The organism is Rhodococcus sp. YH1 (assembly GCF_009939605.1).
Taxonomy (GTDB): domain Bacteria; phylum Actinomycetota; class Actinomycetes; order Mycobacteriales; family Mycobacteriaceae; genus Rhodococcus; species Rhodococcus aetherivorans.
This window is the reverse complement of sequence record NZ_WVTE01000249.1, coordinates 1-21,845: the sequence shown is the minus strand read 5'-3', so window position 1 is coordinate 21,845 and position 21,845 is coordinate 1. Positions and strand designations below refer to the sequence as shown.

The following is a 21,845-nucleotide window of genomic DNA, read 5'->3' as shown; positions in this document are numbered from 1 at the left end:
GAAGGCGAGAGCCCATGACGCCCCCGCACAACTACCTCGCCGTAATCAAGGTCGTCGGTATCGGCGGTGGCGGCGTGAACGCGGTCAACCGCATGATCGAACAGGGACTCAAGGGAGTCGAGTTCATCGCGGTGAACACCGACGCCCAGGCCCTGCTCATGTCCGACGCCGACGTCAAGCTCGACGTGGGCCGTGAACTCACCCGGGGGCTCGGCGCCGGCGCGGATCCCGAGGTCGGCCGCAAGGCCGCCGAGGACCACAAGGACGAGATCGAAGAGGTGCTCAAGGGCGCCGACATGGTCTTCGTCACCGCCGGCGAGGGCGGCGGGACCGGCACCGGCGGCGCGCCCGTGGTCGCGAGCATCGCCCGCAAGCTCGGTGCGCTGACCGTCGGCGTCGTCACGCGGCCGTTCTCGTTCGAGGGCAAGCGCCGCGGCGGCCAGGCCGACACGGGCATCCAGACCCTGCGCGAGTCCTGCGACACCCTCATCGTCATCCCCAACGACCGGCTGCTGCAGCTCGGCGACGCCGCCGTCAGCCTCATGGACGCGTTCCGCTCCGCCGACGAGGTGCTGCTCAACGGTGTCCAGGGCATCACCGACCTCATCACCACCCCCGGCCTGATCAACGTCGACTTCGCCGACGTCAAGGGCGTGATGTCCGGCGCCGGCAGCGCGCTGATGGGCATCGGTTCCTCCCGCGGGGAGGGCCGGGCCATCAAGGCCGCCGAGGCGGCGATCAACTCGCCGCTGCTCGAGGCGTCGATGGAAGGGGCGCGCGGCGTGCTGCTGTCCATCGCCGGCGGCTCCGACCTCGGCCTGTTCGAGATCAACGAGGCGGCTTCGCTGGTGCAGGAGGCCGCCCACATCGACGCGAACATCATCTTCGGCACCGTCATCGACGACTCCCTGGGCGACGAGGTGCGCGTCACCGTCATCGCGGCCGGGTTCGACGGCGGCACCCCGGCGCGGCGTCCCGTGGAATCGGCCCCGCCGACCACCGCAACGCGCGGCGGCACCATCGGCGCGGGACGTGCCGGCGACGTCGGCCGCCCGGAGCGGGAACGGGCCGAGGAGATGCCGGCGCGCGAGCAGCAGCCCGTCGCGGGCAGTTCGCTGCCGCCGATCGGGTCTGCGCAGCCGGCACGGCCGGTGGAGGTCGACGAGGACGGCGACGACGACGTCGACGTGCCGATCTTCATGCGCCGGTGACGGTGGCACAGTCGGCTCTCCGGGCGCGGCGGGTCGTCACCACCCGCGCCGGCGGCGTCTCCGCCCCGCCCTACGACTCGTTCAATCTCGGTGACCACGTGGGTGACGACCCGGCGGCGGTCGAGGCGAACCGTCGCCGCCTCGCCGCGGCGATCGGGCAGCCCTACGAACGGCTGGTGTGGATGGAGCAGATCCACAGCCGCAACGTCACCGTCGTGGACGGCCCGGTCGACGGCCCGGTGCCCGCGACCGACGCCCTGGTCACGCGCGAGCCCGGCCTCGCGCTCGTCACCCTGAGCGCGGACTGTGTGCCGGTGCTGCTCTCGGACGAGGAGGCGGGCGTGATCGCCGCGGTGCACGCGGGCCGGATCGGCGCCCGCGTGGGCATCGTTCCCCGCGTCCTGGACACGATGGTCGAGCTCGGTGCGCACCGCGAGCGCATCGGCGCGTTCCTCGGGCCCGCCGCGAGCGGACGCCGGTACGAGGTGCCCGCCTCGATGCAGGCCGACGTCGAGGCCCACCTGCCCGGCAGCGCCACCCGCACCGTGCGGGGCACGCCCGGGCTGGACCTGCGCGCGGGGCTGCGCCGGCAACTGCGCGCGCACGGCGTCGTGGCGGTCGCGGAGGATCCCCGGTGCACCATCGAGGATCCGACGTTGTTCAGTCATCGCCGTCAGGCGCCGACCGGGCGGTTGGCGGCGGTGATCTGGCTCGAGGCCGTATCGGCCACCGGTGCCGGAGGTGGCCGGTGAGCGCAGCGGATCCCGGCGCGCGGCGCGCCGAGATCGCGGACGGGCTGCGGCGGGCACGCGAGCGGCTCGACGCCGCGGCCCGGGCCGCCGGCCGCGACCCGGCGGAGATCGCCCTGCTGCCGGTGACGAAGTTCTTCCCGGTCTCCGACGTGGAGATCCTCTACGGACTCGGGTGCCGGGCCTTCGGCGAATCCCGCGAACAGGAGGCCGCCGCGAAGGTTGCCGAATTCCGTTCGCGTACAACCGATCCCGCTGTCGCATGGCACATGATCGGCCGGCTGCAGCGCAACAAGGCGCGTGCCGTCGCCCGCTGGGCCCACACCGTGCACTCGGTCGACAGCGTCCGGTTGGCGCACGCACTGGACGCCGGTGCGCAGGCCGCGCGGGAGTCCGGCGACCGCGAGACACCCGTACGGGTGCTGCTGCAGGTCAGCCTCGACGACGATCCGCAGCGGGGCGGGGTGAGCGCCGCGGACCTGCCCGCACTCGCGGACGAGGTCGCCGCCGCCGGCGGACTCGAGTTGCGGGGCCTGATGGCGGTGCCGCCACTGGGGTGGGACCCGGACGCCGCATTCGAACGGCTCGCCGGTCTCCACAGCGGGCTGCGCTCCGATCATCCCGAGGCCACCGAACTGTCGGCCGGCATGTCCGGCGACCTCGAGGCGGCGGTGCGATGGGGTTCGACATGCGTGCGTGTCGGAACCGCGGTGTTGGGCTCGCGGCCGTTAGCCTGAGTGTCGACCGCCGCGCGAGGAAGGTTGATCCATGAGCTCACTCCACAAGTTCAAGGCGTACTTCGGGATGGTGCCGCTCGAGGAATACGAGGACGACTACCTCGACGACCCCGCGAGCGCCCGCCGTGAGCGCGACCGGGAGTACGACGAGCCGCCGTACGCCGGCGGTGGTTACGGCCCGTCGCACCGCGACGAGTACAAGGCGGCGCGCCGGCAGGACGCCGGCCGCGACTTCGAGCCGGACGGCTTCGATCGCTACGAGCCCCCCGTGCGGGCGGCCCGCGTGGAGCCGATCACGGCCCGCGCACCGCGCCCGACCCCGCCGCCGGCCCGCGCCGCCGCGCGGTCGTCGCTCGGCTCCGAGGGCCGGCTCGAACGGTCCGAGGCCCGTCGCGGCGCACTGTTCGACGAGGGAGGCCCGTTGTCGAAGATCACCACGCTGCGTCCCCGGGACTACGGCGAGGCCCGCACCATCGGCGAGCGGTTCCGCGACGGCACCCCGGTGATCATGGATTTGGTGGAGATGAGCAACGCCGACGCCAAACGGCTCGTCGACTTCGCCGCCGGGCTGGCCTTCGCGCTGCGCGGCTCGTTCGACAAGGTCGCCACCAAGGTGTTCCTGCTCTCCCCGGCGGACATCGACGTCTCCGCCGAGGAGCGCCGCCGGATCGCGGAGACGGGGTTCTACAACCAGCAGTGACCTGAACCCGCAGCGGCGGTTCCGGCACGGTCGACGCCCGGTGCCCGGTGTACAACACCGGACGCCGGGCGTTTCGGTTTGGCTCGATCCGCCGTCGTCGGGCAGAGTGGGCGGGTGGCCGTATTCGAGGTGCTCTGGTTCCTGCTGTTCATTTTCTGGCTGCTGCTGATCGGCCGGATCATTGTCGAGTTCATCCGGACGTTCGCGCGGGACTGGAAGCCGACGGGATTCGTCGTCGTCGTTCTCGAAGCAATCTTCACGGTCACCGATCCGCCGGTGAAACTGTTGCGCCGGCTCATTCCTCCGCTGAATCTCGGGGGAGTGCGGCTGGATCTGTCCATCATGGTGCTGCTGTTCATCGTCTACTTCCTGATGGCGTTCATTCCCCGAGGTGGGACGCTCTGAGGGCCGACACCTGCTCGGACGATCCGCGCGAAAGCCGCCCTGTGCCAGAATGGGGTGCCAGTTACAGTGAGTTTGATACGCGTGACGCACTGTGGATATAACTGAATGCTTGCTTGACCGCTCACACGACGCGTGAAGGGATCCTTCCATGCCGCTGACCCCAGCTGATGTGCACAATGTCGCGTTCAGCAAGCCGCCGATCGGAAAGCGTGGCTACAACGAGGACGAGGTCGACGCGTTCCTGGATCTCGTCGAGCAGGAACTGACCCACCTGATCGAGGAGAACGCCGACCTGCGGCAGCGGGTGGCCGAGCTCGACCAGGAGCTCGCCGAGGCCAAGAAGGGTGCCCGACCCGGCGCGGCGGCACCGGCCCAGCCCGCCAAACCGGAGCCCGCTCGCGTCGTCGAGGCGCCGAAGCCGCCGGAACCCGCTCCGGCGCCGGCGCCCGCGCCGGCCCCCGCACCGGTTGCGGCCGCACCGGCCTCCGGAGACGCGAGCATGCAGGCCGCCAAGGTCCTGGGCCTGGCCCAGGAGATGGCGGACCGCCTCACCGGCGACGCCAAGGCCGAGGCCGAGGAGCTGCTGCGCAACGCCCGCACCAATTCCGAGCAGCTCATCTCCGATGCGCGCACCCGCAGCGAGGCGATGATCGCCGACGCGCGGCAGAAGTCCGAGGCGATGCTCGCCGACGCCCGCACCCGCTCCGAGACGCAGCTGCGCCAGGCCAAGGAGAAGGCCGACGCGCTGCAGGCGGACGCCGAGAAGAAGCACACCGAGATCATGGCGACGATCAACCAGCAGCGCTCGGTGCTCGAGGGCCGCATCGAGCAGCTCAAGACCTTCGAGCGCGAGTACCGGGTGCGCCTGAAGTCCTACCTCGAATCTCAGCTCGAGGAGCTCGAACAGCGCGGTTCCGCCGTGCCGGTCGACGGTGGCCAGGAGGCGTTCAATCAGTCGAACTCCTCGTTCGGTTCCACGTCCTTCGCCAAGGGCAACAGCTGATCGAGGCGGCGGTCCGATGGCCGGGTTCCGATGAGGGTGCGCCGTGCTGGTGGTGACTCTCGCCCTTGCAGCCGTCGGCTTCGGCATGCTCGTCGTGGCCCTCATGACGGGGTCCGTGCTGTGGGCCTGGGGTTGCATCGTCGTGTGTGTGGTGGGCGCGGTCCTGTTGCTGATCAGCGCATTGAGTGGCAAGCGGACCGCGCCCCCGACGACGACGGGATCCGAGCCGAGACGGCGCCGCGAGGGACGCGATCCGAGCGAGTGAGCGCGGCGGCATAGAATAGTCCGAGAACAGTTTGCAGTGCTTTCCCCCGGCAGCCGCCGGGGACGGCGTCGATCCGGCCATCACCGGGGAGCCTTCGGAAGAACGGCCGTGCCGACCGGCACGACTCAGTAGAACCGAACGGGTGGGCCCGTCACAGCCCGAACGAGAGGCCCGTCCGGCCGGCAGAGCCCGGAGGGACGGTGCAAGCGGGGTGGTACCGCGGTTGCCGGCGCACAGGGCGCGGCGATCGTCCCCGTGCCGGACACGTCTAGGCACGAGGAGTCACGCTGTGACGAAGAGCACCCCCGACCGCCCGCAGGCCCCCGACGCACCGACCGGCGGATACCCGCGCGTCGACTACGGGGTCGCCAAGGACTCGGGCATCGACTTCCCCGAGCTCGAGGTGAAGGTCCTCGACGGGTGGGCGAAGGACGACACCTTCCGCGCCTCGGTCGCGAATCGCGACGGCGCCGACGAGTTCGTCTTCTACGACGGCCCGCCCTTCGCGAACGGCCTGCCCCACTACGGGCACCTGCTCACCGGCTACGTCAAGGACCTCATCCCGCGCTTCCAGACGATGCGCGGCAAGAAGGTCGAACGGCGCTTCGGCTGGGACTGTCACGGCCTGCCCGCCGAGCTCGAGGCGGAGAAGCAGCTCGGGATCAAGGACAAGTCCGAGATCGACACGATGGGGCTGGCCGAGTTCAACGCCTACTGCAAGACGTCGGTGCTGCGGTACACCGGGGAGTGGCGCGACTACGTCACCCGGCAGGCCCGCTGGGTGGACTTCGACAACGACTACAAGACCCTGGACCTCGACTTCATGGAGTCGGTCATGTGGGCCTTCAAGCAGCTCTACGACAAGGGCCTGATCTACCAGGGCTTCCGGGTCCTGCCGTACTCGTGGTACGAGCAGACCCCGCTGTCGAACCAGGAGACCCGGCTCGACGACGCCTACAAGATGCGTCAGGACCCGGCCGTCACCGTCGACATGGTGGTGCGCGCACCGGGCAGCGAACTCGACGGCGCCAACGCCCTGATCTGGACCACCACGCCGTGGACGCTGCCGTCCAACCTCGCGATCGCGGTGCACCCCGACATCACCTACGTCGCCGTCCGCGTGGGCGAGGGTGACGACGCGAAGACGTATGTGCTCGCGGAGGACCGACTCGGTCACTACGCCCGCGAGTTCGGCGACGAACCCGAGGTGCTGGGCCGGTACACCGGCGCGGACCTCGTCGGCCTGGCCTACGAGCCGCCGTTCGACTTCTTCGTGGGCCGGGAGAACGCCCACCGGATCATCGCGGCCGACTACGTCACCACCGACTCCGGCACCGGAATCGTCCACCTGGCACCGGCCTTCGGTGAAGAGGACATGGAGTACTGCCAGCGCAACGGCATCGAGCTGGTGCAGCCGCTCGATCCGGGCGGAAAGTTCACCGCCCTCGTTCCGCCCTACGAGGGTCTGCAGGTCTTCGACGCCAACCCGGTGATCATCAAGGACCTCAAGGCCGCCGGAAAACTGTTGCGGCACGAGACGATCGAGCACTCCTACCCGCATTCGTGGCGGTCCGGCCGGCCGCTGATCTACATGGCGGTCCCGTCGTGGTTCGTCGCCGTGACCCGGTTCCGGGACCGCATGGTGGAGCTGAACCAGCAGATCACCTGGGTGCCCGAGCACATCCGCGACGGCCAGTTCGGCAAGTGGCTCGAGGGTGCCCGCGACTGGAACATCAGCCGGAACCGCTACTGGGGCAGCCCCATCCCCGTGTGGGTCTCGGACGATCCGGCCTACCCGCGCGTCGACGTGTACGGCTCCCTCGACGAGCTCGAACGCGACTTCGGGGTGCGGCCGAGCGACCTGCACCGGCCGATGATCGACGAGCTGACCCGCCCCAACCCGGACGACCCGACCGGGAAGTCGACGATGCGCCGCGTCCCCGAGGTGCTCGACTGCTGGTTCGAGTCGGGGTCGATGCCGTTCGCCCAGGTGCACTATCCGTTCGAGAACACCGAATGGTTCGACTCGCACTATCCCGGCGACTTCATCGTCGAGTACAACGGTCAGACCCGCGGCTGGTTCTACACCCTGCACGTGCTTGCCACCGCGCTGTTCGACCGCCCCGCGTTCAAGACCGTCGCGGCCCACGGCATCGTGCTGGGCGACGACGGGCTGAAGATGAGCAAGTCCAAGGGCAACTACCCCGACGTCAACGAGGTGTTCGCCCGCGACGGCTCCGACGCCATGCGCTGGTTCCTGATGTCCTCGCCCATCCTGCGCGGCGGCAACCTCGTCGTCACCGAGCAGGGCATCCGCGAGGGCGTCCGGCAGGCGCTGCTGCCGCTGTGGAACGCGTGGAGCTTCCTGCAGCTGTACGCGTCCAAGCCCGGCACGTGGCGCACCGACTCGCCGCACGTGCTCGACCGGTACATCCTGGCCAAGCTCGCCGCCACCCGCAACGCCATCACCGACGCGCTCGAGGTGGTCGACATCGCCGGAGCATGCGACGAGCTGCGTACCTTCAGCGACGCCCTCACCAACTGGTACGTGCGCCGCTCCCGCAGCCGGTTCTGGGACGAGGACGCCGACGCGATCGACACCCTGCACACGGTGCTCGAGGTCGTCAGCCGCCTCGCCGCCCCCATGCTGCCGCTGGTCACCGAGGTGATCTGGCGCGGCCTGACCGGCGGCCGCTCCGTGCATCTGGCGGACTGGCCGGCCGCCGGGGACCTGCCGGCCGACCCGGCCCTGGTCGAGTCGATGGACGAGGTCCGCTCGGTGTGCTCGACGGTGCTGTCGCTGCGCAAGGCCCAGAAGCTGCGCGTGCGGCTGCCGCTCCCGCAGGTCACCGTCGCCGCCCCCGAGGCGCACCGGCTGCAGCCGTTCGCCGAGCTCGTCCAGGACGAGGTCAACGTCAAGTCGGTCGAGCTGACCGAGGACGTCGATGCGCACGGCCGCTTCGAGCTGGTCGTCAACGCCCGGGCCGCGGGACCGCGCCTCGGCAAGGACGTGCAGACGGTGATCAGGGCCGTCAAGGCCGGGGACTGGTCCGAGGCGGCCGACGGCACCGTCACGGCCGCCGGTATCGCGCTGCTGCCGGAGGAGTACACCACCCGCCTGGTCGCGGCGGAGCCGGAGTCGACGGCCGCGCTGCCCGGCGGCGCCGGCCTGGTGGTGCTGGACTCCACGGTCACCGAGGAGCTCGAGGCCGAGGGCTGGGCGAAGGACCGGATCCGCGAGCTGCAGGACGCGCGCCGCAACCTGGGCCTGGACGTCTCGGACCGCATCTCCGTCGTGTTCGAGGTGCCGGCCGACCGCGCCGACTGGGCACTGCGGCACCGCGAGCTCATCGCCTCGGAGGTGCTCGCCACCAGCTTCGAACTCGCGCCCGCCGGGGACGGGGCGCTCGACCTCGGTGAAGGGGTGCGCGCGGCCATCGTCAAGGCATGAGCGTCCCGGTGACCGGGGTGCGCGGCGCGGCCACGACGGCGGTGACGCCGATGCGGGCGTGATGTCGGTGCGAGGGGCGAGGATGCCCGGGTGCCCCCCGTGGTGAATCCGAGCGGTCGGCGCTGGGTGCTGCACCTGGACCTGGACGCCTTCTTCGCCTCCGCCGAACAACTGACCCGGCCGACCCTACGGGGTCGGCCGGTGCTCGTCGGCGGCCTCGGCGCGCGCGGCGTCGTCGCCGGGGCCAGCTACGAAGCCCGCGTCTTCGGGGCGCGGTCGGCGATGCCGATGAGCCGGGCCCGCCGGCTGGTGGGGCCCGCCGCGGTGGTGCTGCCGCCGCGCGGGGTGCTGTACCAGGCGCTCAGCCAGACCGTGTTCGACGTGTTGCGCGAGCGCATCCCCGTGCTCGAGACGCTGTCGCTCGACGAGGCGTTCGCCGAACCCGCCGAGCTCGCCGGCGCCGCCCACCACGACGTGGAACGGTTCTGTGCGCGGCTGCGCGACGAGGTGCGGGCCCGCACCGGCCTCGTCGCGTCCGTCGGCGCCGGCTCCGGCAAGCAGATCGCCAAGATCGCCTCCGGCCTCGCCAAGCCCGACGGAGCGCTCGTCGTGCGTCCCGAGGAGGAGCTGGCGCTGCTGCACGGCCTGCCGGTACGCAAGCTGTGGGGGATCGGACCGGTGTCGGAGGAGCGCCTGCGGCGTCTGGGCATCGACACGATCGGTGACCTCGCGGCGCTGCCGGTCCCGGAGGCGGCCTCGATTTTGGGCGCCACGGTCGGCCCGGCGCTGCACCGGCTCGCCAACGGGCACGACGATCGACCGGTCGTCGAACGCGCCGACGCCAAGCAGGTCAGCGCCGAGACGACGTTCCCGACGGACATCGTCACCCTCGCCGAGCTGCGACGTGCCGTCACCGGCAGCGCCGCCGCAGCGCATCGCCGGTTGCGGCGCGACGGCCGGGCCGCCCGGACCGTCGTGCTCAAGCTGCGCAAGGCCGACATGAGCATCCTCACCCGCTCGTCGACGCTGCCGTACGCCACCGAGGATGTGGCGACGCTCACGGCGGCGGCGCAGCGGCTGGCGCTCGACCCGCTCGAGATCGGCCCGATCCGCCTCGTCGGCGTCGGCCTCGCCGGCCTGTCCAGCATCCGGCAGGAGTCGCTGTTCCCCGAACTCGAGCAGCCCCCGGAGGACCCGGTGGAGTCGTCGCCGGACGCCGGGCCGGAGCACGTCACGACGGTGACGGGACGGCGGTGGCGTCCCGGCACGGACGTGCGGCATCCGGAGTTCGGACACGGCTGGGTGCAGGGCGCCGGGCACGGCGTGGTGACGATCCGCTTCGAGACGCGCTCGACCGGGCCGGGGCCGGCCCGCACCCTCGACGAGAACGATCCCGCCCTCTCCGAGGCCGATCCGCTCGCCGGCCTCGGGTGAGCGCGCGGGCCCCGCCGCTCTCACGGTCTTCTTACTACCGCCAGGTACGCTTACGGGCGATCCGCTGTCCCGGTGGAGCATCCGCTGCTGGATGAACCGAGCATGGTACACCCGTGCACGATCGAGAACGAGAAGGACGAGAAGTTGAAGCTTCGCAAGATCACTGTCGCCACGGTGGCTCTGGCCGCCGCCCTCACGATGTCCGCCTGCAGCTCGGACGACGGAGGTAGCTCGACCTCGACCTCGGCGAAGACCACCACCAGCACCACGACCGCCGCCGCGCAGTACCCGCCGGTGCCGACCGTCGAGGACCTCAACGCCATGCTGGCCAAGGCGTTCGACGAGACCGTCCCGGCCGAGGAGAAGGTGAACCTCGTGCAGGGTGCCGAGCAGGATCCCGCCCTGATCGACCAGGTCGCCGCCGCGGCCAAGCAGGCCGGCGCGCAGATCACCGTCCTGGACGTCAACGACAACCAGAACGGCACGGTCACCGCCGGCATCGAGACTCTGCTGGCCGGTGCGCAGCAGCCCGCCGTCGGCACCGTCGACTTCGTCGCGGAGAACGGCGTGTGGAAGCTGTCGAAGAACAACGCCTGCGCCATCGTCGCGACGGCTCAGCTGCAGTCGCCGGCCTGCGCCTGACGTAGACCGACACGGCGGCCGGGGCGGAGATCCGCCCCGGCCGCCGCCGCGTCCGCCCGTCCGCTCAGGACTGCCAGCGCACCCGGTCCACCAGGGTCTGCGCCAGACGGGTGGTGCCCGCGGGATCGCTGTACGCCTGCTCCCCGCCGACCGTGAGGTCCCCGGCGATCGGGAGCGGCCGGCCGAGGTCGATGGTCATCGTGCCTTCGCCGGTCATCTCGTACCGGTCGATGTTCAGCCGACCGGACCCGTTCGGCAGCGCCCAGGTGGCCTCGCGCGGGGTCTGGGTGATGCGCAGGTGCACGGTCAGCAGGTCGCCGTCCCGCTCGAGCAGGCTCGCGGTGGCGACCTGATCGAGCGCCATCCCGCTCATCACCTGTTGGTGGATCTCCCACACCCCACCCACGCCGATCTCCTCCTCGGGGAACGACACCATCCGGTACACGGCCTGGTAGAAGGCCTGCTCGATGGCCGATCGGGCGATGTCCGCGGAGTCCGGTGTGGGATCGAGCCGCAGCGCGCTCACCGCGCCGGACGGGGACATCGTCAGTCCCGCCTCGGATCCCCGAGCGGGCCCGAGCGCTGCGGCGAGGGCCGCATCCGGCGAGGTGGCGTCGTCGATCCGCAGGTCCACGAGGCTGCTCGGCGAGGCGTCCGACACGGCGTCGCTCACCCGCGCGGTGAGCGGCAACGTCAGTTCGGGGGTGGAGAAGTCCTGTGCCGGCTGATCGCCGATCGACTGGAAGACCTGCGAGGCGGTCGTCAGCGCCACCTGCTGGCTCGTGTCGACGGGTGGGGTGAGCCGGATCCGGCTGCGCGGCTCGGCCCCCGGCTCCAGGACCACCGCGGTGACCGCGGCGACGGGCACCGTGACCTCCGTCGAGGTCGCCGTCGACGTGGGGGCGGCACCGTCGGCGGAGTTGCCGCACCCGGCGAGGAGGGTGGTCAGGGACAGGGCCACACCGAGGGAGCGTGCCCTCGGGCGGGCGAATCTGGGCAGCACAGGCACGCAGCCCAGGGTAGCCACGGCGGGCGGGGTGGCCGTCGCGCTCCTCGAATGGGGGATGATGGCAGGGTGACCGACGACCCCACCGAGCACGATGCCCACCCCGACGCCGTCGCGGAACCCCCGGTTGCGTCGTCCTCGGCCGGAACCCCGGCGAAGGACGCGCCCGCGCCGGCCCGGCGGCTGCGCGAGCTGCTCGCCCTCGCCGCGGTGATCTTCGGGTTCGACCTGCTCACCAAGGTGCTGGCCGTCCACTACATCGATCCGGCCGATCCCGTCTCGATCGTCGGGGACACCGTGACGCTCACGTTGGTGCGCAACCCGGGCGCCGCCTTCTCGATGGCCACCGGCATGACGTGGCTGCTGACCCTAGTCGCCGTTGCCGTCGTGGTGGGCGTGGTCAGGATCGGCCGCACGCTGCGATCGGGCTGGTGGGCGCTGGGACTCGGGCTCGTCCTCGGGGGCGCGCTGGGTAATCTCGTCGACCGGATCTTCCGTTCCCCGGGCCCGCTGCAGGGCCACGTCGTCGACTTCGTGTCGGTCGGCTGGTGGCCGGTGTTCAACGTCGCCGATTCCGCCATCGTCTGCGGCGCGATCCTGCTCGTGGCGCTGACCGTCTTCGGCGTCGAACCGGACGGCTCGCGGAAGACCGGCTCCTCCGACAGCAGAAAGGAAGCACACAAGTGAGAGAAACCCGGGCGATGCCCGTCCCCGACGGGCTCGACGGGATGCGGGTCGACGCGGGCCTGGCACGGCTGCTCGGCCTGTCGCGCACGGCGATCGCCGCCCTGACCGAGGAGGGAGCCGTCCTGGTCGACGGTGCCGCCGCGGGCAAGTCCGATCGACTGTCCGCCGGTTCCTGGCTCGAGGTGGAACTGCCCGAGCCGCCCCGGCCCCTCACCATCGAGGCGACGCCCGTGGAGGGCATGGAGATCCTCTATGCGGACGACGACATCGTCGCCGTCGACAAGCCCGTCGGCGTCGCCGCGCACGCGAGCGTCGGCTGGACCGGGCCGACCGTGATCGGCGGACTGGCGGCCGCCGGATTCCGCATCTCCACCTCCGGCGCCCACGAGCGGCAGGGCATCGTCCACCGCCTCGACGTCGGCACGTCCGGGGTCATGGTCGTCGCAACGTCCGAGCGCGCCTACACGGTGCTCAAGCGGGCCTTCAAGCAGCGCACCATCGACAAGCGCTACCACGCCCTCGTGCAGGGGCACCCCGATCCGAGCAGCGGCACGATCGACGCGCCGATCGGCCGGCATCGCAGCAGCGACTGGAAGTTCGCCGTCACCGCCGACGGCAAGCCCAGCATCACCCACTACGACACGATCGAGGCGTTCCAGGCCGCGAGCCTGCTCGACATCCACCTCGAGACCGGCCGCACCCATCAGATCCGCGTGCACTTCTCCGCGCTGCGGCACCCCTGCTGCGGTGACCTGACCTACGGCGCCGACCCGCGCCTGGCCGAGCGGCTCGGCCTCGAGCGGCAGTGGCTGCACGCCCGGTCGCTCGGGTTCGCGCATCCCGCCGACGGGCGCTGGATCGAGATCACCAGCAAGTACCCGGCCGACCTCGAGCACGCGCTCGCCGTGCTGCGCAGCGCCTGACCGTGCGGCGCGTGTCCCTGCCGTGGGCGGCGACGGCGGCACTGCTGCTGGCGGTGCTCGCGGCCGGGCTGCTCACGCCGGCCCGGACGGCGACGGTGCGCACCGACACCCTCGGCCCCGACCACGGCGAGGCGGTCGCCGGCTACCTCGCGCGCGCCCAGGCGAGCGTCGAGTCCGGCACCGGCGAACCGCGGTGGGGCCTGGTGTCCTTCGCGACGCCGGTGACGGTCGAGCAGGCGGCGGCGCTGCCGGGAGACCCACGCATCGCGCAGGTGCTGTTCCGCGTCCCGATCGAGCGGGTGCAGACCCCACTGGTCCCGGTCGCCGTGCCCGCCCATCGGGAGGCGCTGCTGCGTGCGCCCGCCGTCGCGGCGGGCCGGCTGCGGCAGGCGGGCGGCGCCGACCGGGCCGCGCGCGTCGCCGCGGTCTCGGCCGATCGTCTCGCGGACGGGTGCGCCTGCGTCGTCGGCGTCGTGGTGCGCGTCGCGCCGGCGACGGCGTCGGAGCTCGCCGCGGCCCCCGGCGTCCGCGCCGTCGAACTGCTGCCCGCGGACGCGGTCGCCGGCGCGTTCTCGGTGAACCCGCTGCTGCCCGAGCACGTCGACGTCGTCGCTCCGGGACCGGACGACGGCGAGCCCTGAGGTCCGGTCGCGCAGGATCGGCGGGACAGACGCCTCGCCGGTGGGTACGGTGGCGCGGTGGCACGGGTTCTGGGGTATCTCCTGGTTGCGCTGCTCGCTGCGACGGGTCTGCTGTGGCCGCTGCTCGCCGGACTCGACACCGGCGACGCATCCGCCGCGTCGGATCCGGCGCGGATCACGAACTACACCGCCGACTACACCGTCGAGGCCGACGGCGGGCTCACCGCCACCGAAACCGTCACGGTCGCCTTCCCGGCCGGCCGGCACGGCATCTTCCGGTACTGGGACGTCACCACGGGCGCCGATCCGCACGTGCGCCACATCCCCGAGATCGTCTCCGTCGAACGCGACGGCGCGCCCGAGCCGTTCGAGACGGGCCGGCAACAGGGACACCGATTCGTCGTCGCGAAGATCGGGGACCCCGACGTGTACCTGGAGCCGGGCACCCACACCTATCGCATCGAGTACACCACCGAGGGGGTCCTCGACCCACCGGGCGGCGCCGCCGCGACGTTCGACACGGCCGCGGGGACGGCCGCCCCGGTCGGCTCGGTGTTCCACTGGAGCGTGGTTCCCGGCGGGTGGGAGATGGCCATCAACCGGGCCGACATCACGGTGCGGCTGCCCGCGGCGTCCGGCCTGGTCGAATGTGCGGTGTCGGGGGCGGCCTGCATCCTCGGCGGGGCCGGCACCGACACCGTCTCCGTCGGGGTGACCGGGCTCGAACCCCGGACGGCGGTGAACGTGCGCATCGGGCTCGGGCTCGACGCCCCGGCCCGGGCCACGGTGCCCTGGCCGGTCGCCTGAGATCCCATCCTCGGGCGGTCGGCGCCGGTCGTGGCGGTGGTCGCGATGCTGAGCCTGCTCGGATTCGCCGTCGCGGCCCGGTGGGCGTGGACAGCCCGCGAACCCGAGCCGGGCCTGCCGGTGCTGTACTCGCCGCCCGACGGCTTCGGACCGGTGCAGACCGTCTACCTCGCCTCCGAGCGGCCCGGGCCCGCGCCGCTCGCGGCGACGCTGCTGTACGCCGCAGAGGAGGAACTGGTCGAGCTGCGCCCCGCCGGCGGCGGGAAGAAGTCCGACGTGTGGGAGGTCCGCGGCGTCGCGTCCGCGGACAGGTGGGCGGCGACGGACCCGGTGACCCGGGCGGTCGGCGACGCACTGCAGATCTCGTACCCCGGCGCGGTGCTGCGGGCCGACGGCTCGAAGTCGGCGGGGGAACGGTTGTCGAAGGCGACGACGGAGCTGGCGTCGCAGTGCCGGATCTGGGCCCGCACCGAGGGACTGGTGGCCCCGTCGGCCCGCGAGCGTCTCGGCAAGGCGGCGGTGGTGCTGGCGCTGGTCCTCGCGGTGGTCGGGTTCGCGGTGCCGGTGTGGCCGAGCATGTGGGGCCTGCCGGCGGCGGCGTTCGTGTTCGGCGGATGGGAGCTGTTGCGGCCGGAGGCGGGGACGCGGCGCACCGCGAAGGGCCGCGAGATGTGGTCGCGTGCCGGTGGGTTCCGGCGCATGCTCGTGACCCCGTCGAGCGAGGACCGCTACCGGTTCTCGGCGGAACGCGACCTCTACACCCGCTACATTCCGTACGCGGTCGCGTTCGGCGTGGCCGACCGGTGGGCGGAGAAGTACCGCACGGTCACCGGGTCCGAGCCGCCGGCGCCGGCGTGGTACCCGTATCCGGTCGGAGTGCACGGATTCGCCTCGGGGACCGGGGGATTCGACAGCTTCGAGTCGGCCCTGTCGTCGTCGATCGGCGCGTACACCGCGTCGCAGTCCTCGTCGTCGGGCGGCGGTGGTGGCGGTGGTGGCGGCGGCGGCGGTGGTGGCGGCTCGTGGTGACCGATCGCCGCGGTGAACGAGGCACCGGCGCGTCCGCACCGGTGCCGGGCTACGGAAGGAGGGCGGCTCCATGGTGACCGCAATCGTGATCGTCGTCGTGCTGGTGGTGGTGCTCGGTGCCGTGTTCGTGGTCGGCTTCAACCGGCTGCGCCGCGCCGACGTGCTGGCCCAGGAGGCCCTCGGTGGCATCGACGTGCAACTGAGCCGGCGCGCGGACCTGGTGCCGAACCTCGTGGCGACGGTGCGCGGCTACGCGGCGCACGAGAAGAGCGTGCTCGAGGAGGTCACCGCCGCGCGCACCGCCGCGTCGCGGGCGGCTTCCGGCGGCACGGTCGCAGAGAAGGCCCAGGCCGACGCCCGGCTCGAGAAGGCGGTGTTCGACGTGCTCGCCGTCGCCGAGAACTACCCGGACCTGAAGGCATCGGCCAACTTCCTGGATCTGCAGCGCCAGCTCGGCGAGACCGAGGACCAGCTCGCCTTCGCCCGCCAGTACTACAACGACGCCGCGGGCCGGCTCAACACGTCGCTGAAGACGATCCCGTGGATGTTCTTCGCGGGACCGGCGGGTGTGCGCGAGCGTGAGTTCTACACCGCTCCGGCGGGCACGGAACTGCCGCCGACCGTGTCGTTCTGATCCACCCGGCGCGCGCGGTCGCGCCACCGGGCCCTACCGTTGAGCGGTGAGCAGCACCGCATCGCGCTTCGACGCCGGCATCGTGTGCGGGCTCGGCGCCTATCTGACGTGGGGACTCTTCCCGGCGTTCTTCGGGCTGCTCGAGCCCGCCGGACCCGTCGAGATACTCGCCCACCGGGTGCTGTGGACGCTGCTGGCGATGCTGCTGCTGCTCGCCGTGCTCGGCCGGCTCGGCTCGCTGCGGGGACTGGGCGTGCGGGTGTGGGCCCTGGTCGCGGCGGCGTCGGTGGCCATCGCCGTCAACTGGGGTACGTACATCTACGGCGTCGTGTCGGGCCGGGTGGTCGAGACCGCGCTGGGCTACTTCATCAACCCGCTGGTCAGCGTGCTGTTCGGGGTGTTGTTCTTCCGGGAGCGCCTGCGCCGCCCCCAGGTCGCGGCCCTGTTCGTGGCGACCGCCGCGGTGGCGGTGATCACCGTGGACTACGGCCGGCCGCCGCTGATCGCGCTGACCCTGGCGTTCTCGTTCGCGCTGTACGGGGTGGTCAAGAAGATCGTGCCGCTCGATCCGCGGACGTCGCTGACGGGGGAGGGCATCGTCGCCGTGCCGTTCGCGGCGGGCTACCTGGTCTTCCTCGCCGTCACCGGCACCGGCACCTTCACCGGCCACGGGGCCGGGCACTCGCTGCTGCTCGTGTCGGCCGGGCTCGTCACGGCGCTGCCGCTGCTGCTGTTCGGGGCGGCCGCCCAGCGGGTGCCGCTGGTGACCCTCGGCATGCTGCAGTACCTGACCCCCGGCCTGCAGATGGCGTGGGGCGTGCTGGTGCTGCACGAGGACATGCCCGCCTCGCGGTGGATCGGCTTCGGGCTGATCTGGACCGCGCTGGCGGTGTTCACCGTCGACGCCGTCCTGCGGGCCCGCACGGCGCGCGGACGCCTCGAACCGGTCACCTCGAGTACACCGGAGTAACACCGGTCACGACTCGCCGCCGGCGCCGGTGTGGCGGTCCGATCCCGTCGCCGGGGAGGCCTACACTCGGGATGCTCACAGACCTTCCGGGAGAGGCACGCGTGGCTGACTCGTTCGTTCATCTGCACAACCACACCGAGTACTCGATGCTCGACGGCGCCGCGAAGGTCGGTCCCCTGTTCAAGGAGGCCGAGCGGCTGGGGATGACGGCGGTCGGGATGACCGACCACGGGAACATGTACGGCGCCAGCGAGTTCTACAACGCCGCGACGAAGTTCGGGATCAAGCCGATCATCGGCATCGAGGCCTACATCGCCCCGGAGTCGCGGTTCAGCACCAAGCGCGTGCAGTGGGGGGATCCGAGCCAGAAGTCCGACGACGTCTCCGGTTCCGGCTCGTACACGCACATGACGATGGTGGCCGAGAACGCCACCGGACTGCGGAACCTGTTCAAGCTGTCCTCGCTCGCCTCCATCGAGGGCCAGCTCGGCAAGTGGGCCCGGATGGACGAGGACCTCATCGCCCACCACGCCGAGGGCATCATCGCGACCACCGGCTGCCCGTCGGGGGAGATCCAGACCCGGCTGCGTCTCGGCCACGACCGCGAGGCGCTCGAGGCGGCCGCGAAGTGGCAGGAGATCTGGGGCAAGGACAACTTTTTCCTCGAGCTGATGGATCACGGCCTGTCCATCGAGCGCCGCGTCCGGGAGGGCCTGCTCGAGATCGGCCGCACGCTCGGCATCCCGCCGCTGGCCACCAACGACTGCCACTACGTCACCAAGGATGCCGCCGAGAACCACGAGGCGCTGCTGTGCATCCAGACCGGCAAGACGCTGTCGGATCCGACCCGCTTCAAGTTCGACGGCGACGGCTACTACCTGAAGTCCGCCGCGGAGATGCGGGCGCTGTGGGACGGCGAGGTGCCCGGCGCGTGCGACAACACGCTGCTCATCGCCGAGCGGGTGCAGTCCTACGAGGAGGTGTGGACCCACCGCGACCGCATGCCGATCTTCCCCGTGCCCGAGGGGGAGACGCAGGCGAGCTGGCTGCGCAAGGAGGTCATGCGCGGCCTCGACCGCCGCTTCCCGAACGGCGCGCCCGACGAATACCTGCGCCGCGCCGACTACGAGATCGACGTGATCTGCGAGATGGGTTTCCCGGCGTACTTCCTCGTCGTCGGCGACCTGATCAACCACGCCCGCGAGGTGGGTATCCGGGTCGGTCCGGGTCGAGGCTCGGCCGCCGGTTCGCTCGTCGCCTACGCCATGGGCATCACGAACATCGATCCGATCCCGCACGGCCTGCTGTTCGAGCGGTTCCTCAACCCCGAGCGCGTGTCCATGCCCGATATCGACATCGACTTCGACGATCGCCGCCGCGGCGAGATGGTGCGGTACGCGACCGAGAAGTGGGGCAACGACAAGGTCGCCCAGGTGATCACGTTCGGCACCATCAAGACGAAGGCCGCGATCAAGGACTCGGCGCGCGTGCAGTTCGGCCAGCCGGGCTTCGCGATCGCCGACCAGATCACCAAGGCGCTGCCGCCGCCGATCATGGCCAAGGACATTCCGGTGTCGGGCATCACCGACCCGAACCACGAGCGGTACAAGGAGGCCGCCGAGGTCCGGGCGCTGATCGAATCCAACCCGGACGTGAAGAAGATCTACGACACCGCGCTCGGCCTCGAGGGCCTGATCCGCAACGCCGGCGTGCATGCCTGCGCGGTGATCATGTCCTCCGAGCCGCTGATGGACGCCATCCCGCTGTGGAAGCGGGCGCAGGACGGCGCGATCATCACCGGCTGGGACTACCCGTCGTGCGAGGCCATCGGCCTGCTGAAGATGGACTTCCTCGGTCTGCGGAACCTCACCGTCATCGGTGACGCGATCGAGAACATCAAGAACAACCGCGGCATCGACCTCGACCTGGACACGCTGCCGCTCGAGGATCCGCCCACCTACGAGTTGCTGGCCCGCGGCGACACCCTGGGCGTGTTCCAGCTCGACGGCAGCGCCATGCGCGATCTGCTGCGCCGGATGCAGCCGACCGGCTTCGAGGACATCGTCGCCGTGCTCGCGCTGTACCGGCCCGGCCCGATGGGCATGAACGCCCACAACGACTACGCCGACCGCAAGAACGGCCGGCAAGAGGTCAAGCCGATTCACCCCGAGCTCGAGGAGCCGCTGAAGGACATCCTGGCCGACACCTACGGCCTGATCGTCTACCAGGAGCAGATCATGCAGATCGCTCAGAAGGTGGCCGGTTACTCGCTCGGACAGGCAGACCTGCTACGGCGAGCCATGGGCAAGAAGAAGAAGGAGATCCTCGAGGAGGCGTACGGCGGCTTCCAGAAGGGCATGCTCGACAACGGCTTCTCCCAGCCCGCGATCACCGCATTGTGGGACACGGTGCTTCCGTTCGCCGGATACGCGTTCAACAAGTCGCACGCCGCCGGGTACGGCCTCGTCTCGTTCTGGACGGCGTACCTCAAGGCGAACTACCCCGCCGAGTACATGGCGGGCCTGCTCACGTCCGTCGGCGACGACAAGGACAAGGCTGCGGTCTACCTGTCGGACTGCCGCAAGATGGGCATCACCGTGCTGCCGCCCGACGTCAACGAGTCGCGGGTCGACTTCGCGTCGGTGGGGGAGGACATCCGGTTCGGCCTCGGCGCGGTGCGCAACGTCGGTATCAACGTCGTGGCGTCCATCATCCGGGCGCGGGAGGAGAAGGGCCGGTTCACCGACTTCTCCGACTACCTCAACAAGATCGATGCGCTCGCATGTTCGAAGAAGGTCACCGAGTCGCTGATCAAGGCCGGCGGGTTCGATTCGCTCGGCCATCCCCGCAAGGGCCTGATGCTGGTCCACGCCGACGCGATCGACGCGGTCATGGGCACCAAGAAGGCCGAGGCGATCGGGCAGTTCGACCTGTTCGGCGGCGCGGACGCCGACGAGTCGGTCACCTCGGTGTTCAACGTGAAGATCCCCGAGGAGGAGTGGGATACCAAGCACAAGCTCGCCCTCGAACGGGAGATGCTGGGCCTGTACGTGTCCGGGCATCCGCTCAACGGCGTCGAGCACGTGCTCGCCCAGCAGTCGGACACCGCGATCCCGACCATCCTCGAGGGCGCGATCAAGGACGGCACCCAGGTCACCGTGGGCGGCATCCTCGCGTCGGTGAACCGCCGCATCAACAAGAACGGTCTGACCTGGGCGTCGGCGCAGCTCGAGGATCTCGCCGGCGGCATCGAGGTGCTCTTCTTCCCGCAGTCCTACTCGGTGTACGGCATGGACGTGGTCGAGGACTCGGTGGTGCTGGTCAAGGCGCGGGTGTCGATCCGCGACGACCGGATCTCGTTGATCGCCAACGATCTCGCCGTGCCCGACCTGTCGCAGGTCGGGGTGGCCAAGCCGCTGTCGGTGTCGATGCCGACCCGGCTGTGCACCCCCGACAAGGTCGGGGCGCTCAAGAGCGTGCTCACCCGCCACCCCGGTACCTCGGACGTGCACGTCCGGCTGATCTCCGGCAGCAAGGTCACCGTGCTGAAGGTGGACGACAGCCTGCGGGTGGAGCCGTCGTCGGCGCTGATGGGGGATCTCAAGGCTCTGCTCGGGCCGGCCTGCCTGGCGACCTGACCCGCCGACGGTGTCTGCAGTCGGACGCCGCTGCGGTCGGGTGTCGCTGCGGTCAGGTGTCGCGGCGGTAGTGCAGCAGGCGGGCCCACCAGACGACGGTGGCGGTCGCGGCGGCGGTGAGCACGGCGGTCTGCGCATCCGCGGTGATCGCGAACAGCGCCAGGAGGACCAGGACGGCCGCGACGAGTGCCTCGAGCTTGTACAGCGGCCATGCGGTTCCGGCCACGTCGACGGACGCGGGCCGGCGGCGGGTGGGGGTGGGCGAATCCATCGTCGTCATCTCGACCTCCGTGCGCCTCGGGGAACCCGTCCGCCAGGCTACTCGCAGACTTGTTTTCGGTCTACCGAACATTGCCGATCGGCGCGGTGACGCCGGGTCCCGGCGGTCGGGTCGTCGCCCTCGCCGTCGATGTTGCCCGGCGGCGGCACGGGCGGCTCGAGCAGCGCCCACTGGGCGTCGGTGAGCGACGACGACGGTACACCGCGCACTGGTGTCCGGGGGCCGTGTCCGGGGTGGGGCATGACGGGCACGGCGCGATGAGCGATGATGGCCAGGGAACTCTTGGTCGGGTCGTGACGTAAGCACTCATTGACGTACCAGGAGTTCACCTGTTCTCACACTTCACATGCCTCGCCACCGGCTCGTAGCGTTCTCGGATGCACTCTGAGCTCGATTCTTCACCTCGGCGACCTGCTGCGACTGTAGGGGCCGGTGTTGTTCGGCGTGTCGCGGCGACTCGCGACGGTTACCACCCGATCATCTTGGGGTTCCTTCCACAGAAACATGGTTGCGTCCATCAGGATGGTGTACGAGCCGGATCGGATCCGATGACCGGCGTGTCGTAACCGGACGAAAGACGGTCACCGCGTGATTCTTCGAGAGAGCTACCAACTCGACTCGACGAAAGAGCAC

Annotated in this window: 20 protein-coding genes; 18 read left to right on the top strand and 2 right to left on the bottom strand. The window is 70.9% G+C overall.

Translation table 11 applies throughout. From position 1 onward, the window contains the following. Positions 1-14 precede the first annotated feature (14 nt). The 10 genes from ftsZ (at position 15) to AIIKEEIJ_RS23995 (ending at position 10,597) form a co-directional block, all read left to right on the top strand. A complete protein-coding gene (gene ftsZ, locus AIIKEEIJ_RS24040; RefSeq protein WP_006933411.1) occupies positions 15-1,211 on the top strand; it encodes a cell division protein FtsZ in 1,197 nt (398 codons plus the stop codon). Beyond that, positions 1,208-1,963: a peptidoglycan editing factor PgeF gene (gene pgeF / locus AIIKEEIJ_RS24035; RefSeq protein ID WP_006933412.1), complete on the top strand. Its 756-nt coding sequence runs from the start codon at positions 1,208-1,210 to the stop codon at positions 1,961-1,963. Before ftsZ ends, pgeF begins: the two co-directional genes overlap by 4 nt. Beyond that, positions 1,960-2,697, top strand: coding sequence for a YggS family pyridoxal phosphate-dependent enzyme (locus AIIKEEIJ_RS24030; protein ID WP_006933413.1), 738 nt, complete (start codon positions 1,960-1,962; stop codon positions 2,695-2,697). Before pgeF ends, AIIKEEIJ_RS24030 begins: the two co-directional genes overlap by 4 nt. A 31-nt stretch (positions 2,698-2,728) precedes the next feature. Next, positions 2,729-3,397: a cell division protein SepF gene (locus tag AIIKEEIJ_RS24025; RefSeq protein WP_161996729.1), complete on the top strand. Its 669-nt coding sequence runs from the start codon at positions 2,729-2,731 to the stop codon at positions 3,395-3,397. Positions 3,398-3,511: 114 nt separating this feature from the next. After that, positions 3,512-3,802, top strand: a complete 291-nt coding sequence (locus AIIKEEIJ_RS24020; protein WP_003938221.1) for a YggT family protein — start codon at positions 3,512-3,514, stop codon at positions 3,800-3,802. A gap of 148 nt (positions 3,803-3,950) precedes the next feature. Beyond that, positions 3,951-4,805 carry a DivIVA-like cell division protein Wag31 gene (gene wag31, locus AIIKEEIJ_RS24015; protein ID WP_043801962.1) on the top strand — a complete coding sequence of 285 codons (855 nt, stop codon included), beginning with the start codon at positions 3,951-3,953 and terminating at the stop codon, positions 4,803-4,805. Positions 4,806-4,848: 43 nt separating this feature from the next. Then, on the top strand, positions 4,849-5,070 hold the full coding sequence (locus AIIKEEIJ_RS24010) for a hypothetical protein (protein ID WP_006933419.1): 222 nt from the start codon (positions 4,849-4,851) through the stop codon (positions 5,068-5,070). 289 nt (positions 5,071-5,359) lie between these two features. After that, entirely contained in the window at positions 5,360-8,521 is a 3,162-nt protein-coding gene (gene ileS, locus AIIKEEIJ_RS24005) for an isoleucine--tRNA ligase (RefSeq protein WP_161996728.1), read from the top strand. 90 nt (positions 8,522-8,611) lie between these two features. Further along, the gene (locus AIIKEEIJ_RS24000; RefSeq protein ID WP_006933423.1) at positions 8,612-9,955 is read left to right on the top strand and encodes a DNA polymerase IV; all 1,344 of its coding nucleotides are present in this window, start codon (positions 8,612-8,614) and stop codon (positions 9,953-9,955) included. Positions 9,956-10,057: 102 nt separating this feature from the next. Then, positions 10,058-10,597, top strand: coding sequence for a hypothetical protein (locus AIIKEEIJ_RS23995; RefSeq protein ID WP_161996727.1), 540 nt, complete (start codon positions 10,058-10,060; stop codon positions 10,595-10,597). A gap of 64 nt (positions 10,598-10,661) precedes the next feature. Here AIIKEEIJ_RS23995 and AIIKEEIJ_RS23990 read toward each other — a convergent pair whose 3' ends face one another. Then, the gene (locus AIIKEEIJ_RS23990) at positions 10,662-11,606 is read right to left on the bottom strand and encodes a hypothetical protein (protein ID WP_373566437.1); all 945 of its coding nucleotides are present in this window, start codon (positions 11,604-11,606) and stop codon (positions 10,662-10,664) included. Between the two features lie 48 nt (positions 11,607-11,654). Between AIIKEEIJ_RS23990 and lspA the strand changes: the two genes are divergently transcribed. The 8 genes from lspA (at position 11,655) to dnaE (ending at position 20,932) form a co-directional block, all read left to right on the top strand. Beyond that, on the top strand, positions 11,655-12,290 hold the full coding sequence (gene lspA / locus AIIKEEIJ_RS23985) for a signal peptidase II (protein WP_037200951.1): 636 nt from the start codon (positions 11,655-11,657) through the stop codon (positions 12,288-12,290). Between the two features lie 14 nt (positions 12,291-12,304). Continuing rightward, positions 12,305-13,213, top strand: coding sequence for an RluA family pseudouridine synthase (locus AIIKEEIJ_RS23980; protein WP_174824791.1), 909 nt, complete (start codon positions 12,305-12,307; stop codon positions 13,211-13,213). A gap of 11 nt (positions 13,214-13,224) precedes the next feature. Then, positions 13,225-13,854, top strand: a complete 630-nt coding sequence (locus AIIKEEIJ_RS23975; RefSeq protein WP_006933435.1) for a hypothetical protein — start codon at positions 13,225-13,227, stop codon at positions 13,852-13,854. Between the two features lie 57 nt (positions 13,855-13,911). Next, positions 13,912-14,661: a DUF2207 domain-containing protein gene (locus AIIKEEIJ_RS34125; RefSeq protein ID WP_338021009.1), complete on the top strand. Its 750-nt coding sequence runs from the start codon at positions 13,912-13,914 to the stop codon at positions 14,659-14,661. A 45-nt stretch (positions 14,662-14,706) separates the two neighbouring features. Continuing rightward, on the top strand, positions 14,707-15,690 hold the full coding sequence (locus AIIKEEIJ_RS34120) for a DUF2207 family protein (protein ID WP_338021008.1): 984 nt from the start codon (positions 14,707-14,709) through the stop codon (positions 15,688-15,690). A 70-nt stretch (positions 15,691-15,760) separates the two neighbouring features. Then, positions 15,761-16,324 carry a LemA family protein gene (locus AIIKEEIJ_RS23965; protein ID WP_043801901.1) on the top strand — a complete coding sequence of 188 codons (564 nt, stop codon included), beginning with the start codon at positions 15,761-15,763 and terminating at the stop codon, positions 16,322-16,324. Positions 16,325-16,370: 46 nt separating this feature from the next. After that, positions 16,371-17,294, top strand: a complete 924-nt coding sequence (gene rarD, locus AIIKEEIJ_RS23960) for an EamA family transporter RarD (protein ID WP_161996726.1) — start codon at positions 16,371-16,373, stop codon at positions 17,292-17,294. A gap of 101 nt (positions 17,295-17,395) precedes the next feature. Beyond that, positions 17,396-20,932 (top strand): DNA polymerase III subunit alpha, encoded by a 3,537-nt coding sequence (gene dnaE / locus AIIKEEIJ_RS23955; RefSeq protein ID WP_029544158.1) that lies wholly within the window; start codon positions 17,396-17,398, stop codon positions 20,930-20,932. 52 nt (positions 20,933-20,984) lie between these two features. Here dnaE and AIIKEEIJ_RS23950 read toward each other — a convergent pair whose 3' ends face one another. Next, the gene (locus tag AIIKEEIJ_RS23950; protein ID WP_006933441.1) at positions 20,985-21,212 is read right to left on the bottom strand and encodes a hypothetical protein; all 228 of its coding nucleotides are present in this window, start codon (positions 21,210-21,212) and stop codon (positions 20,985-20,987) included. Positions 21,213-21,845: the final 633 nt, after the last annotated feature.